13 protein-coding genes are annotated in these 14,844 nt (G+C 64.8%); 8 read left to right on the top strand and 5 right to left on the bottom strand.

Going from position 1 to position 14,844, the window contains the following annotated elements; all coding sequences use genetic code 11:
- Positions 1 to 165: 165 nt before the first annotated feature.
- Both C0461_RS02175 and C0461_RS02170 read left to right on the top strand, forming a co-directional pair.
- Positions 166 to 2,070, top strand: a complete 1,905-nt coding sequence (locus C0461_RS02175) for a site-specific DNA-methyltransferase (RefSeq protein ID WP_292103535.1) — start codon at positions 166 to 168, stop codon at positions 2,068 to 2,070.
- A complete protein-coding gene (locus C0461_RS02170) occupies positions 2,067 to 5,060 on the top strand; it encodes a DEAD/DEAH box helicase family protein (protein ID WP_292103530.1) in 2,994 nt (997 codons plus the stop codon). Before C0461_RS02175 ends, C0461_RS02170 begins: the two co-directional genes overlap by 4 nt.
- Before the next feature lie 364 nt (positions 5,061 to 5,424).
- Here C0461_RS02170 and C0461_RS02165 read toward each other — a convergent pair whose 3' ends face one another.
- From C0461_RS02165 to C0461_RS02145, 5 genes are all read right to left on the bottom strand, one after another.
- Complete coding sequence (locus C0461_RS02165; RefSeq protein WP_292103528.1) at positions 5,425 to 6,552, bottom strand: AAA family ATPase; 1,128 nt, start codon at positions 6,550 to 6,552, stop codon at positions 5,425 to 5,427.
- Positions 6,549 to 6,827: an AlpA family phage regulatory protein gene (locus C0461_RS02160; RefSeq protein WP_292103526.1), complete on the bottom strand. Its 279-nt coding sequence runs from the start codon at positions 6,825 to 6,827 to the stop codon at positions 6,549 to 6,551. The genes C0461_RS02165 and C0461_RS02160 overlap by 4 nt, the downstream gene beginning before the upstream one ends.
- Before the next feature lie 756 nt (positions 6,828 to 7,583).
- Positions 7,584 to 8,828, bottom strand: a complete 1,245-nt coding sequence (locus C0461_RS02155) for a site-specific integrase (RefSeq protein ID WP_292103524.1) — start codon at positions 8,826 to 8,828, stop codon at positions 7,584 to 7,586.
- Between the two features lie 338 nt (positions 8,829 to 9,166).
- The gene (locus tag C0461_RS02150) at positions 9,167 to 9,361 is read right to left on the bottom strand and encodes a DUF2842 domain-containing protein (protein ID WP_292103522.1); all 195 of its coding nucleotides are present in this window, start codon (positions 9,359 to 9,361) and stop codon (positions 9,167 to 9,169) included.
- Between the two features lie 5 nt (positions 9,362 to 9,366).
- Positions 9,367 to 9,618 carry a transglycosylase gene (locus C0461_RS02145; protein ID WP_292103521.1) on the bottom strand — a complete coding sequence of 84 codons (252 nt, stop codon included), beginning with the start codon at positions 9,616 to 9,618 and terminating at the stop codon, positions 9,367 to 9,369.
- Positions 9,619 to 9,757: 139 nt separating this feature from the next.
- Here C0461_RS02145 and C0461_RS02140 point away from each other — a divergent pair, with 139 nt between their 5' ends.
- The 6 genes from C0461_RS02140 to C0461_RS02115 all read left to right on the top strand — a co-directional run bounded on the left by C0461_RS02140 (position 9,758) and on the right by C0461_RS02115 (position 14,253).
- The gene (locus tag C0461_RS02140; RefSeq protein WP_292103519.1) at positions 9,758 to 10,801 is read left to right on the top strand and encodes a COX15/CtaA family protein; all 1,044 of its coding nucleotides are present in this window, start codon (positions 9,758 to 9,760) and stop codon (positions 10,799 to 10,801) included.
- 182 nt (positions 10,802 to 10,983) lie between these two features.
- Positions 10,984 to 11,457, top strand: a complete 474-nt coding sequence (gene rplM, locus C0461_RS02135) for a 50S ribosomal protein L13 (protein ID WP_292103590.1) — start codon at positions 10,984 to 10,986, stop codon at positions 11,455 to 11,457.
- A gap of 56 nt (positions 11,458 to 11,513) precedes the next feature.
- A complete protein-coding gene (gene rpsI / locus C0461_RS02130; RefSeq protein ID WP_292103588.1) occupies positions 11,514 to 11,951 on the top strand; it encodes a 30S ribosomal protein S9 in 438 nt (145 codons plus the stop codon).
- Between the two features lie 73 nt (positions 11,952 to 12,024).
- Positions 12,025 to 12,960, top strand: coding sequence for an N-acetyl-gamma-glutamyl-phosphate reductase (gene argC / locus C0461_RS02125; RefSeq protein ID WP_292103518.1), 936 nt, complete (start codon positions 12,025 to 12,027; stop codon positions 12,958 to 12,960).
- A gap of 192 nt (positions 12,961 to 13,152) precedes the next feature.
- Entirely contained in the window at positions 13,153 to 13,884 is a 732-nt protein-coding gene (recO, locus tag C0461_RS02120; protein WP_292103517.1) for a DNA repair protein RecO, read from the top strand.
- Between the two features lie 6 nt (positions 13,885 to 13,890).
- The gene (locus tag C0461_RS02115; protein WP_292103516.1) at positions 13,891 to 14,253 is read left to right on the top strand and encodes a TraR/DksA C4-type zinc finger protein; all 363 of its coding nucleotides are present in this window, start codon (positions 13,891 to 13,893) and stop codon (positions 14,251 to 14,253) included.
- Positions 14,254 to 14,844: the final 591 nt, after the last annotated feature.

Here is a 14,844-nt window from a genome sequence, read left to right as displayed (position 1 = left end):
CTTGAGGTCGATAACCACTCTGTTACAGCTACGATTGGGACGCAATGCGTGGCAGATCGGAGGGTCTCGTCGCCGTCGGGTTGCTGCGACACCAGCGTGTGCCATAGGACATAGGAGCGGAGCCTTCTGCGGCTCTTCGACACCTTTTCATCGGAGCCCACCACGTTGCCTATTCGGAAAATCGAGGCCGATGGCCCTGACGCCCAGAGCGCCGACCTAGTGGGAGAGAACGTTGCAGCGATCGCCGCCCGTTTTCCTGAAGCGATCAGCGAGGGCCGGATCGACTTCGATGCCTTGCGGGAGCTCTTGGGGGACGCGGTCGACGAATCGCCGGAAAAATACGGCCTCGCCTGGCCGGGCAAACGGATGGCCCGGCGGCTGGCGCTCACCCCTTCACTTGCGACCTTGCGTCCCGCCGAAGGCGAGAGCGTGGACTGGGCTCAAACCCAAAACCTGCTGATCGAGGGAGACAATCTCGAGGCGTTGAAACTGCTGCAGAAGAGCTACGCCCGACGGGTGAAGCTCATCTACATCGATCCGCCGTACAACACCGGCACGGACCTCATCTATCCGAATGATTTCCATGATCCGATGCAGAACTACATGGAGATCACCGGACAGTCCGATGGGGGTGCTCGGCTGGTCAGCAACCCGGAAGTCGGCGGGCGCTACCATTCGAATTGGCTGAACTTGATGTATCCGCGGCTGATGCTGGCCCGGAATCTCTTGCTACCCGACGGCGTCCTCATCTGCACTATCGACGAGAACGAGGTCGTCAATCTCGGAAGCCTGCTGAAAGAGGTCTTCAACGAAGGGTCCTATGAGCACGTCTGCGTGACGATCGTGCACAATCCGCGCGGAATTCAGGGCACGAATTTCTCGTACACCCATGAGTACGCCTATTTCGTCTTTCCAAAGGGCGGGAAATACATCCGTGACCGCAAGATCGACCAGGCGGAAATTAGTTGGTCGCAGTTTCGCAACTGGGGCTCGGAGTCCGAGCGGCACGACGCCAAAAACTGCTTCTATCCCGTCGTCCTGAAGGCCGGTGTGATCCACGGTTTCGGGGATGTGCCCTCCGATGAGCTTCATCCAGCTCAGACCGAAGCGGTCGGGGACCTGACTTATGTCTGGCCGATCGATTCCGCAGGTGTGGAACGGAAATGGCGTTACGCCCGCCAGAGCGTGGAGGCTGTGCGTCATCTGTTGAAAGCGCGGCAATCCAAGACCGGTTATGAAATCGAGATTGGAAAGGATTTCGGTTCCTACCGCACCGTCTGGACCGACAAGCGCTACGACGCGAACGAGTACGGCACCAAGATCGTCAACGCCCTGGTTCCGGATTCACCGTTCTCGTTCCCAAAGAGTCTCTGGGCAGTTTACGACTGCCTGTATGCGGTGGTGGCGGATGACCCCGAAGCCATCGTCATGGACTTCTTCGCGGGAAGCGGCACTTCAGGCCAAGCCCTTTGGGAGATCAACAAGGCGGACGGGGGAAAGCGTCGGTTTATTCTCGTGCAGCTTCCTGAGCCAATTGCCGATCACCCGCGCTATCAGTCGATCGCGGACGTGACCAAGCAGAGGCTGCGAGCCGCGTCGTCGGAGCTGAAGAACGATCTGGCGGCGCCGGACGATCTCGGCTTTCGAGTCTACAAGCTGGCGACCTCCAACCTGAAGGCGTGGCAGCCAGGCGAAGATCTGGAAGCGGACCTGCTGTCGGCTGCAAACAACCTGATCGACGGGCGCACCGAGAACGACCTGCTGGTGGAGCTGCTGCTTAAGCAGGGCATTGACCTGGCCGAGCCCGTGCAGATGAAAAGCATCGCCGGTCGCGCGGTCTATGCCTTCGGCGGTGGTGTTCTGGCGGTGTGCCTTGCAGACGTTTCCGCCGCAGAGGCCGAGGCGCTGGCCGACGGCATGTCTGACTGGTTTTTGGAGCTGACGCCGGCCGCGGGGATCACTGTCTTCTTCAAGGACACAGGCTTCGAAAGCGACAACGCCAAGTCCAACGTCGCCGCTATTCTCGAGCAGCGCCTGGGCGACCGACTACTAAAGGTCCGCAGCGTATGAAGCTGAAATTTGAGCCGGACCTAGACTATCAAACCGCGGCGGTGAACTCGGTCTGTGATCTGTTCAAAGGACAGGACATCAACCGCACCGAATTCACCGTCACCCGGGTCTCGGCCGACGCGGCCCAAGCTGACCTGGGATTGGACGATGACGGCCTCGGGGTCGGCAACCGTTCTTCCCTCCTTGATGATGAGATCCTCGCCAACCTGCGCGAGGTGCAGGTGCGCAACGCTCTGGCACCCACCGATCTGTTGGAGAGCATGGACTTCACGGTCGAGATGGAGACTGGAACGGGGAAGACCTACGTCTATCTCAAGACCATCTTTGAGCTGAACAAGCGCTACGGCTTCACCAAATTCATGATCGTCGTGCCTTCGGTGGCCATCCGAGAGGGGGTGGCCAAGACTCTGGAGATGACACGCGAGCACTTCCGGGCCCTCTACGCCGGCCAGCCAATGGATTCCTTTGTCTATGACAGCGCCAAGCTTGGTCAGGTGCGTGATTTCGCGACCTCATCGACCATCAAGGTGATGGTCGCCACCATCGGCTCGCTGAACAAGCTGGACACCAACGTCTTCTATACGCCCCACGAAAAGACCGGCGGCGAGCGGCCGGTAGACCTCGTCAAGGCGACCCGGCCCGTGATCATCATCGATGAGCCTCAGTCGGTGGAGGGAGGAATCAAGGGTGCCGGGGCCAAGGCGCTCCGTGAGATGAACGCACTGTGCCGGCTACGGTACTCGGCCACCCACGTGCACAAGCACCACATGGTCTACAGGCTGGACGCTGTCGACGCCTATGAGCAGCGGCTGGTGAAGCGCATCGACGTCGCGGGCCTGGAGATTGTGGACGCCCACAACACTTCGTATGCGCGCCTCATTGAGGTGAAGACCGCTAAGAGCCGGGCGCCCACGGCGCGTGTCGAGCTCGACGTGCAGCATAAGGGAGGCGTCAGCCGCGACGTGGTCACCGTGCAAGACGGCGACGACCTGGCCGACATCACCGGCCGCGATGTTTATCGCGACGTCTCCATCGGCACGATCGAAAAGACCGAGGGCGGCGGCCTGGTCCAGCTGAACGTGCCGGGCGACGTGCGTTACCTGCGGGAGGGCGAGGCGTTCGGGGACGTCGACCGGCTGGCGATCGTCCGGCGCATGATCGAGCGGACGATCCGCGAGCACTTCACCCGTGAGAAGGCCCTGAGGCCCTTGGGCATCAAGGTGCTGAGTCTGTTCTTCATCGACAGGGTCGATCGGTATCGCGTCCACCATGAGGATGGGTCGACCGCCTTGGGGCCTTATGGCGAAATCTTCGAACAGGAGTATCACAAGCTCGCGGCGCACCCCGACTTCCAGACTCTGTTCGCGGCGGTTCCCGTCGATCCGGCTGCGGCTCACGACGGCTACTTTTCGCGCGACAAGAAGGGCCGGGTCACTGAGCCGGAGTTGAACGCGGCCGGCGAGATGAAGAACGCGGCAAGTCGCGACGATGCAGAACGCGGCTTCAACCTGATTATGCGCGACAAGGAAAAGCTGCTGGATGAAGCGACGCCGCTGCGCTTCATCTTCTCCCATTCAGCCCTGCGGGAGGGCTGGGACAACCCCAACGTCTTCCAGATCTGCGCTCTGCGCGAGATGGGCAGCGAGACCGAGCGCCGTCAGACGGTCGGACGCGGCTTGCGCCTTTGCGTAGACAAGCACGGTGATCGGCGTCGGGACGAGGGACTCAACGTGCTCACCGTCATCGCAGGCGAGAGTTACGCCCAGTTTGCCGAAGGGCTGCAAAAGCAGATCGAGCAGGACTTGGGCATCAGGTTCGGCACAGTCGCCACCGACGCATTCGCCGCGCTGTCGTTCTCTAACGACAAGGGCGAGCTCGAACCCTTGGGCGTGGACCAGTCAGCGGCGCTGGCAGGCTGGTTGCGCGAGCAAGGTTACATCGATGCGAGAGGCAAGGTTCAGGATGATCTGCGCCGCGCCCTGAGGGACCCGGACTTCGCGCTGCCCGAGGTTTTCGCCGCTGTGGAAAGTGCGGCCAAGGCCATGTTGACCAAGCTGGCAGGCAAGCTCGAGGTTCGCGACGCCGACGAGCGCAGACCTGTCGCATTGAATCGGGAAGTCTTCCTCGGCGAGGAATTCCGGGCGCTGTGGGATCGGATCAAGGCGAAGACAACTTACCGCCTGACGTTCGATAATGACGCTCTGGTCGTCGACGCCGTTGCACGCCTTCAAGCGATGCCGGCGATCACGAGGGCCCAGGCGCGCTGGCGAAAGGCTGAACTGGCGATCGACGTCGGCGGGATCACCGGAGTGAAGGAACGCGTCTCGGGCTTCCAGCACCTCGCCCACGGCAACGCCCACGTCCCTGACGTTCTTGGCGAGCTGCAAAACCGCACCCAGCTGACCCGGCGCACCTTGGCCAAGGTGCTTGTCGACAGTGAGCGCTTGGACGACCTGCGGCAGAATCCGGCATCCTTCATCGATCAGGCCGCCAACCTGATCAACAAGGCGAAGGTTGCGGCTCTGGTCGATGGCGTGCGCTACCAGAAGCTGGGTGACATGCAGGTCTATGCCCAGGAGCTCTTCGAAGAGCAGGAGCTGACGGGTTATCTGAGCAAGATGGTCGCGGCGACCAAGGCGCCGACCACCCACGTCCGCTTCGATACCCCCAGCGAAGGGGTCTTCGCTGAAGGGCTGAACGCCAACGACGCGGTGCGGGTGTTCGCCAAGCTGCCGGCCTGGTTCAAGGTGCCCACGCCCTTGGGGTCCTACAATCCCGATTGGGCCGTGCTCGTCAGCACTGAGGATGGGGAGCGGCTCTATTTCGTCGTCGAAACCAAGCCGACCAACCTCATCGACGATCTGCACCACCTGGAAGCCGGCAAGGTGACGTGCGGCGCCAGGCACTTCGAGGCGATCGCCACGTCACCGGGCGAGCCAAGATTCGTTCAGGCAGGCGGGGTGGACGATTTGATGAAGGCGGTGAGCTAGCCCCGCACGGTTGTGGTGGGAGGCTGGGAGTCGAGGACTCCCTGTCGACTTCGGAGAAGGCGAGGATTTCTCGCACGTACGCCGGAACGACCCCCCTCCTTTAACTCAACACCCTGTAAAAGTGGCCCCGGCACCGGTTTCCGCGCCGACGACTTCCCGACTTTCTGACCCCCTCCCGTCTCCACGCCCCATCGGAGTGGGCAATCTGCCCACTGGTCTGCTGGGCCGGGCGGCGCGCGCGGGACCGAGGCGTGACATGCCGTGACACCCCCATAGGGGGGATGTCACGATGTCACGGCTGGCTGCTGGGGATCTGCGAGCGTGACAGGGCGTGACTTGTCACGCTGCGTCACGATGTGGGGGATCAGAGCAGCCAGACCAGGCTGCCCTCGACGTTGATGCGTCCGCGAGTGATAAGTTTATCCAAAGCTCGATGGAATCGTTGTCGAACCGCAGCCGGCAATTCTGTCTTGCTGCCGAGACCATTAGCGAATGCGCATTCCCGGACAGCGTCGCGCGAGACAGCGTGGATCAAATGGGTCACGCCATGGCGATTGATGGTCTGAGGGTCGTTCGGCCCGTGGTCTGTTAGATGTTCAACCGCTGCCAAGACAATCTGCTCGTGGTTCGACATCGGGCGGAGCCGCCCCTTAGCTCTGTCGCGAGCCACTTCATAGACCGGAACACAGGATGTGAGCTCATCACCATCTTCATCCAGGATCTCGAGTCCCACCGGTTCCAGCCGGAACGCAAGTCTCCCACCGTCGATCCCATTCTTCACCTTGGCGATTGTGAGGGTTCGCAGATTCGGGTCGTCAGCTTCCCGCTCCAATGTGATGGTCGCGTCGGAGTTTGCGTCGAAGCCGGACCATCCCCGAATGCCCTTGTCGCCGCCAGATTTGCCGAAGTGAGCGACGACTAGAACAAGAGCATCGATCGAGCTCGCTAGTTCCTCGATCACCGCGAACGCGGTGCTCATGTCGGTGCTGGCGTTCTCGTCGACGCCCGGAATAGTTTTGCTGAGCGTATCGAGCACTACGACGCCCAAGCGGCTACCTTGCTGTCTGAAACGATCGGATGCCTCGACCAATGAAGCCCGCAAGTCGGCGACCTGCTCCTCGTTCAGAAGATTCAGTCCTTGGGCAACCAGATCGAAAGGAATGCGGCCCTTTACGCGGTACTTCGTACGCCAAGCGGCGACCCGGCCACGGCAGCCGTCCGCATCTTCTGCGGCGATATATACGACGCCGCAGGGAGTCGCCTTGCGGCCAAGCACTGTCTCAGAGCCGACAGCGAGGTTCAGCGCGATGTCTATAGCTAGAAAGCTCTTCCCGGCCTTGCTCTGTCCCACGATGAAGGCAACCCCCCGCGCGGGCAGAACGCCCTTTATCAACCAGGGCGAAGATCTCGGCTGGAGGTCCGCGAAGTTCTCAAAGACGTAGCGACTATTTCGAGGCGAAGCCTCCACATGGTTTCTGGTCGTTCCGCTCATTCTGACGCGGCGACCTCATCTGTCTGTGGCTGAGCCTCTCTCTCGGCAAGGGTGAGACGGTCGGCGATCCACTGGCGTACGGCGGGGAGAGACCAAGCCATGCGCTGGGCACCGATCCTGACCGGCTGTGGGAAGTTTAAGTGAGCGTATTCCGGCTCCTTACAGAGCCGGTGAATTTGAGTGCGCGAGAGACTGGTCAGCTTGGTGACTTCGCGGACCTGGATCAGACGATCAGCGTACGGCTCAGGCGGCGATGCCTGGGTGGCGACTTTCATGGTGGTTGCTCCGAGTGGACCCGCACCTTGCGGCGCCAGAGGAGACAACCTGACCCGCCTGTTTTGGAATCGGACCAGCAGGATTCCGGAAATCGTCTGGGTGGATCCTTCGACGCGCTCTAACCCAATCGCTGACGACCCGAACACCGGCTTTCAGGTCCGAGGCAGATGGCCCGTCGCCGGGCCAGTGATCGATCATCCACTGCGCGAGACGGGAGGTGTTCCTCGCGTGCCGCCCGCCGCCTGCGGAGAGCGCGCGTGGGAGTAGGGCTGTTAGGACACCGTCGCGACGGCTGATTTTGTCTCTCTGCTGCTTCACCTTTTCAGAGTTTGAGCCGCCATCGCTGGAGGACTGGGCATGTGCGGCGGCCCTCTGAACCAACTCGCTGAATAAGGCTGTGCACTGCGCCTTTCCACCCAGCTCGGACAGATCCGCAGCTGCGCGGGCTGCTGCCATCAGCCGCCCGGTTGCCAAGGCCGCATTGAGCCGCTCCAATGCCTCGTCCCGCTCAGTCATCAAGCCGCCAGCGATCTCGGCCAGAACAGAGCCTTGGAACTGGCGATGCGTCTGGTAGACGGCCTCCGCTCCGGCGAGTCCCTTGATCACCGTTTCCCGCAGGTCGGGGTCGCTCGTCATCTCTTGGCCCGGCATCACTTGGGCCCAGCAGGCCCGCATCAGGGGCTGGTCGCGTGGTGACGCTCCCCGCGACAGCTGAGCATCTAGCCGCTCACGCTGGCGTTTCCCAAGGGGCCTGTTCACGCCGCACCTGCCGGCCGGATGGCGACGATGTTCGCGCCAGTCAGGCGTTCAATCTTGGCACACCACAGGTCCATCGCCTCGGCGGCCTCGGCGTCGAACCTATACCGGGCGTAGATCGCGGTGACGCTTTTGTCGCCCTCGGAGTGATTCAGCAGTCGAGAGATGACCCGGCGATCGACGCCCAGCATCTCCATATGCGTCGCCATCGTCCGCCGCAGATCATGCAAGTGCCAGCCGGGCATGACGTGTTTCTTCTTGTCGTAGGGCTCGTGCATCGCTCTCGCGATGGCTTCGCCAATCTCCTTATCGAGGCGCCGGGCGTATTTTGACCAGCCGGATGGCGGCTGATCACCTGCGAGGCCGCTGGCGAAGATGTAGTCGAACGGCTTGTCGTCTTCGACCAGCTTAGGCGCGCCGTAGATCAAGCGCTTGGCTAGCGGGCTGAGAGGAACTGCGTGAGCGACTTGGCGCTTCGTCCGCTCCGCGGGAAGTAGCCATGCCTCGATCGTCCTGGTTTCACCCGTGCGCCCGTCGCGCTGCTCGAGCAGTCCCAGCTCAGACCGTCTCATCCCCGCGACCTCGCCGCGGCGCTGCCCCGTAACCAGCGCCATCTGAACGAGGCGGCCATAGGGGTCGCCGACGCGGTCCGCAGCATCCCAGATCAGCTGGATTTCTTCGTCTGTGAGGTAGCGATCGCGGGATTGCTCTTCAGAAGGCTTCTCGACGTCTGCCGCCGGATTGAACGTGATGATGTGGCGGCGCTTCGCCCACCGCATGATCTTCTTGATCAGGCTGGTAAGGCGGTTGGCCGACATCGGCGCGGTCTGGGCCTTCCGGTAGACCAGATCGGAAACCTCGCGGGCGGTGATCGAGTCGATCGGCCGATCCAGCCATTCGGTCAGGTCGCGGTTGATCATCGCCTGCATGGCGTCTTTCGTCCGCAACTTGGCTCCGCCGGTGCGAAGAGTGTCTTGGAAATAGGTCTCGACGACTGAGCGAAAGGTGTCGGCGCTTCCAGAAGAGTCGACGGTCTCGCCCTCGGGGGGAATACCCTTCTGGGCGTTCTCGATGATGCGACGCGCCGCCTCACGGGCGATGCCAAGCTCGGTATTTCGCGTGGTGCCGAGGCTGCGACGGATCTGGCCGGGACAGCCCTTAACGCGAGTGACGACGTAGTACGTGCTCTGGCGCTTGGACACACGGAGCATGAAGCCGGGCACAAGATCGTCATTCAGGATCATCACCCTGCCGTCGGCAAGCGGGGCGCGGTTGATGCTACCTCGATCACCGCCTGTCAGCCTTACCCGCATGGCAGCCTCGTTTAGTTGGTCACAACTTGATCACATGATCCGCCGGTTCATGCCGGAGCAACATGGGACAGGTGTTCGCTCTAAGTGGAGGACGTTGCAAGGAAAGCGCCAGATCGGCGGAACAGCTTGGTTTCGCTGGATTGGCCGGAAACAGGCGCGGAGGCTGCTGGGGGTCAAGGGGTCGCAGGTTCGAATCCTGTCGCTCCGACCATTTCCTGAAAATTGGAATGGATCGATCCGGGGCCGCTTTAGGGCGGCCCCGCGATTGCTCAGCCCCGCTCGGCCCACCGGAGCAGCGGGATGAGGGGCACGCCCCAGAGGGTTCCGGCCAGGGGATAGAAGATCAGGTCGATCCAGAAACTGTCCGGCAGGGCGTCGGCCACCACCGTGGCCAGCCAGATGTAGAAGGCCAGGAACGCCAGGGTGGCGAAGGCCGCGATGATGCGGCGGGTGCGGGCGGGCATGGGGCTCATCGCTTGTTGCGGGTCAGGAAATAGACCAGCAGCACGATCACTGATCCGGCCATGGCCCAGACGACCCAGCGGATGTCGCCCATGGCATGGGCGCCGAACACCCGCACCGCCAGGAACCAGCCGCAGGCGGCGCCGGTCAGGGAGGCCAGCAGGGTGCGGGCTATGCCGCGTCCGCCAGTCAGCAGGTCGGCGACCCAGCCCAGGGCCAGGGCGCCTGCGACCGCCAGGATGATGTCCAGATACTGCACGTCTCGCTCCGTGGTGGCGGCGACCGCTTGTCGCTGTCCCGATTTGCGACTGGTCCTTACGCCATTCCGTAGGCATAGGGGAAACGTCGGGTCTCTCGAACCCGGCCTGTAGCTCCTCTTAGTGAACGACGGGCGTCGAATGAACCGTTTTTCCGCATGGGATCGCTCGCGTCCGGTGGCGATCTGGCTGTTCTGCGTGGCCGCCCTGGTCTTCGCCATGGTGGTGGTGGGCGGGATAACGCGCCTGACGGGCTCGGGCCTGTCGATCACCGAGTGGAAGCCCATCATGGGGGCAGTTCCGCCCCTGAACCAGGCGGACTGGGACGAGGCCTTCGCGCTGTACCGGGAGATCCCCCAGTACCAGCAGGTCAACGCGGGCATGACCCTGGGCGAGTTCAAGGGCATCTTCTGGTGGGAGTGGATCCACCGCCAGCTGGGCCGCCTGATCGGCGTCGCCTTCGCCGTGCCGTTCCTGGTGTTCCTGGCCCTCAAGATGGTCCCCGGGCGGCTGGTGCTGCGCTGCGTGGTTCTGCTGGGGCTGGGCGGGCTGCAGGGACTGATCGGCTGGTGGATGGTGTCGTCCGGGCTGAGCGAGCGGGTGGACGTGGCGCCCGAGCGCCTGACGGTTCACCTGGGCCTGGCCTTCGTCATCTTTGTGGGCCTGATCTGGACGGGGCTCGAGGCGTGGTTCGGCGAGGACCGCACGCGCTCGCCCGCCGGGTGGAGCCGGTTCGCCGCCTTGGTGCTGGGCGTGGTGTTCATCCAGAGCCTGCTCGGCGGGCTGGTGGCGGGCTCCAGGGCGGGCATGGTCTATACGGACTGGCCGCTGATGAACGGCATGGTCATCGCGCCGGTGAACTGGGGGCAGGGGGCGCTGGCCTTCCTGCATGACCAGGCCCTGGTTCAGTTCAATCACCGGATCATGGCCTATGCCCTGCTGGCGCTGACCACGGTCTATGCGGTGCAGGTGATCCGCGCGAAGCTGGCGCAGGGCGCAGGGGCTTCAGCGTGGGTGGTGCTGGCGCTGGTGTGGGCCCAGGCGGTGCTGGGGATCGCCACCCTGATGCACGCCGTGCCGCTGTCGCTGGGCGTGCTGCACCAGGCCGGAGCGGCGGTGGTTCTGGGCGCCGCGACGGTCAATCTGTGGCTGGTGCGGCGGTCCCAGCCGCGAATGTTCGGCTGATCGGGTAGGTATTTTAATACCGTATTTGGAAAAATCATTTAATTCAGCAAGTTAAGCGGATTTGACGTCGAATAACGCCGTTGACGAACGCCCCCGCCCCCTCTATTGACCCCGCTTCCGCGCGGCGTCGGTCCCACGATCTGCGTCCGCGACCCGATTTCGCCTCAGGACACCTGATCATGTTGAAGACCACCACGGCTTCCCTGAAGCCGGCCGAGGTCGAGAAGAAGTGGATTCACATCGACGCCGAGGGCGTCGTCGTGGGCCGTCTCGCGACCTTCATCGCCAACCGTCTGCGCGGCAAGCACCGCCCGGACTACACCCCGCACGTTGACTGCGGCGACTATGTCGTCGTGACCAACGTCGACAAGGTGGTGTTCACCGGCAAGAAGTCGACCGACAAGGTCTACTATCGCCACACCGGCCACCCCGGCGGCATCAAGTCCACGACCCCCGAAAAGGTCCTGGGCGGACGCTTCCCCGAGCGCGTGCTGGAAAAGGCCGTCGAGCGGATGCTGCCCAAGGAAAGCCCCCTGGCCCGCAAGCAGATGACGCACCTGCGTCTGTTCGCCGGCACCGAGCACACCCATCAGGCCCAGTCCCCCGCGACGATCGACTTCAAGTCGGCCTCGCCCAAGAACACCCGGAGCCAGTAATGACCGACGTGACCAACGAAACGCCGGCCGCCACCGGCTTTGACGCCCTGAAGGGCATGGGGACTGCCGCGGAAGAGACCATCGTCCGCGAGCCCCAGATCGACGCCCAGGGCCGCGCCTATGCGACCGGCAAGCGCAAGAACGCGATCGCCCGCGTGTGGATCAAGCCCGGCTCGGGCAAGATCACCATCAACGGTCGTGAGCAGGAAGTGTACTTCGCCCGCCCCGTGCTGCGCATGATGATCGCCCAGCCGATGCAGCTGAGCGACCGTGAAGGTCAGTTCGACGTGGTCGCCACGGTCGAGGGCTCGGGCCTGTCCGGCCAGGCCGGCGCCATCCGTCACGGCATCTCCAAGGCCCTGACCAACTACGAGCCCGGCCTGCGCGCGGTGCTGAAGCCGCACGGCCTGCTGACCCGCGACAGCCGCGTGGTCGAGCGCAAGAAGTACGGCCGCGCCAAGGCCCGCCGCAGCTTCCAGTTCTCGAAGCGCTAAGCCGTTCACGCGGTTTGGATCTGGGGGCGCTTCGGGGAGACCCGGGGCGCCCTTTTTCCTTTCTGGATCGACCATGACCCACACCATCTTCATCGACGGCGAGGCCGGGACCACGGGGCTGGAGATCCGGGAGCGGCTGGAGGCGCGCGGCGATCTTGAGCTGCTGCTGCTGGGCGAGCGGCGGCGGGATGTGGCGGCGCGGCGCGAGGCGCTGAACGGGGCCGACGGGGTGATCCTGTGCCTGCCGGACGACGCGGCCAAGGAAGCCGTGGCCATGATCGAGAACCCGGCGGTGAGGGTGATCGACGCCTCCACGGCGCACCGGGTGGCGCCGGGCTGGACCTATGGCTTTCCGGAGATGGACGCGGCGCAGCGGGCGGCGGTGGCGGGGTCGACGCGGGTGTCGAACCCGGGCTGCTATCCCACCGGCTTCATCGCCCTGATGCGGCCGCTGGTGCGGGCGGGGCTGGTTCCGGCGGACCATCCCGTCAGCGTCAATGCGGTCAGCGGCTATTCCGGCGGCGGCAAGGCCATGATCGCCGAGTTCGAGGCGCCGGGGGCGGCGACCGCCCACCGGGCCTATGGGCTGAGCCTGACCCACAAGCATGTGCCGGAGATGACGCGGCATGCGGGGCTGAGCCAGCCGGTGCTGTTCGCGCCGGCGGTGGGGAACTATCGCCAGGGCATGCTGGTGGAGGTTCCGCTGCACCTGTCGGCCCTGCCCGAGACGCCGTCCATCGAGCGCCTGCACGGGGCGCTGGTGGAGGCCTATGCCGGGGCCCGGTTCGTGGAGGTGGCGGATCTGGAGACCACCGAGGCCATGACGGGCATCGAGCCCGAGGGGCTGAACGGGACCAACCGTCTGCGGCTGCATGTGTTCGGGGACCGGGGGGGCGAGCAGGCGCGGCTGGTGGCCCTGCTGGACAATCTGGGCAAGGGCGCCTCGGGGGCGGCGGTGCAGAACCTGAACCTGATGCTGGGGCTGGACGAGGGGATGGGGCTGTCCTGACGCGTCCTGTCTCCTCCCCATGACATGGGGAGGGGGACCGCCCGGCGAAGCCGGGTGGTGGAGGGGGCGGCGCAGGCGGTATGGATGGAGGATGACCCTGGTTGAAATCGAGTCGCCCCCTCCGTCACGGGCGCTGAGCCGCGCCCGCGCCACCTCCCCATCGTTTCGATGGGGAGGAGAAGGCCGCCGCTGATGGAATTCCAGGACGACGCCTTCGTGCTGTCGGCCCGCGCCCATGGGGACACCGGGGTGGTGGTCGAGCTGCTGACCGAGCGGCACGGGCGCCATGCGGCCTATGTGGCGGGCGGGGCGTCGCGGCGGATGAAGCCGTTCCTGCAGCCGGGCGCCCGGGTGGTGGCGGACTACCGGGCGCGGACCTCGGAGCATCTGGGCTCGGCGAAGCTGGAGCCGGTGGGCGAGGGGCCGGCGGCCCTGTTTGACGACCCGCTGGCCCTGACCGGGCTGAACGCGGCGGCGGCGGTGGCCCAGGGGTCGCTGCCCGAGCGCGAGCCCCACCCGGGGGCTTTCCTGGCCTTCGAGGCCCTGATGGCGTCGTTCGCCTTTCCCGACATCTGGCCCGCCGTGTTCGTGCGCTTCGAGGCCGGGCTGCTGGAGGAGCTGGGCTTCGGCCTGGACCTGTCGAAGTGCGCGTCCACCGGCTCGGCGGACGACCTGATCTGGGTCAGCCCGCGCACCGGCCGGGCGGTCAGCCGGGAGGCGGGCGCGCCCTATGCGGACAAGCTGCTGCCCCTGCCGCCCTTCATGCTGGGATCACAGGCGGGCCTCAGCGAGGGGGATGTGAAGGCGGGGCTGGACCTGACCGGCCGCTTTCTGGAGACCTTCGTCTTCCACCCCTTCAACAAGCCCCTGCCGCCCGCCCGGGTGTGGATGCTCGACAAGCTGGCCGAGGCGGGGCGGCTGTAGCTGGACTTGGGCGCCGGGCTGGCCGAGGCTGACGGCATGGACGACCAACAGGTGAAAGACCGGCTTCTGGCCCTGCGGGCCGAGCTGACCGACCTCAGCGAGGGGGCGGCGGACTCGCGCAAGGCCGTGGAGCTGGACCAGCAGAGCGTGGGCCGGCTGTCGCGTCAGGACGCCCTGCAGCAACAGGCCATGGCCAACGCCGCCGACGCCCAGCGCGCCCTCGAGATCCGCCGCATCGACGCCGCCCTGCAGCGGCTGGAGGACGGCGAATACGGCTGGTGCGCCGACTGCGGCGAGCCCATCGCCCCCCGCCGCCTCGACCTGGACCCCTGCGCCGCCGTGTGCATCGACTGCGCCCGGGGCGGGTAGGGGGCCTCACCCGCCGCAGGCAGCGGGGAGCCGGGATGGGGCGCACACAACACCCGCTCATCCCGGCGGAGGCCGGGATCCAGATGGCGTGCGGGGCGGTCAGGAATTGAGCGCGCCAGGCCTTCCAGCCACCCAGCCCTATGATCTGGACCCCAGCCTTCGCTGGGGTGAGCGGAGTTTTATGGTCCCGTCCCGTCCCGGATAACGCCTGGCGGCGTTTCCGGGATGACAAGGGGCTCGTTCTGATGCGGCGGGGATGGCAAGGGGCGGGCGCACACAACACCCGCTCATCCCGGCGACCCGAAGGGCGGCGCGTAGCAGCCAAGGCCGGGATCCAGATGGCGTGCGGGGCGGGCAGGACCTGAGGTGCGCCAGGCCTTCCAGCCACCCAGCCTTATGATCTGGACCCCAGCCTGCGCTGGGGTGAGCGGAGAATTATGGTCCCGTCCCGTCCCGGATAACGCCTGCGGCGTTTCCGGGATGACAAGGCGCCTGACGGCGTTTCCGGGATGACAAGGGGCTCGTTCTGCTGCGGCCGGGATGACAAGCCCGCTCACGGCCCCTGTCCGGAGTGGTGAGACTCCGGCGGCG

The organism is Brevundimonas sp. (assembly GCF_013823285.1).
GTDB lineage: Bacteria > Pseudomonadota > Alphaproteobacteria > Caulobacterales > Caulobacteraceae > Brevundimonas.
This window is presented reverse-complemented; position numbering and strand designations above follow the sequence as displayed.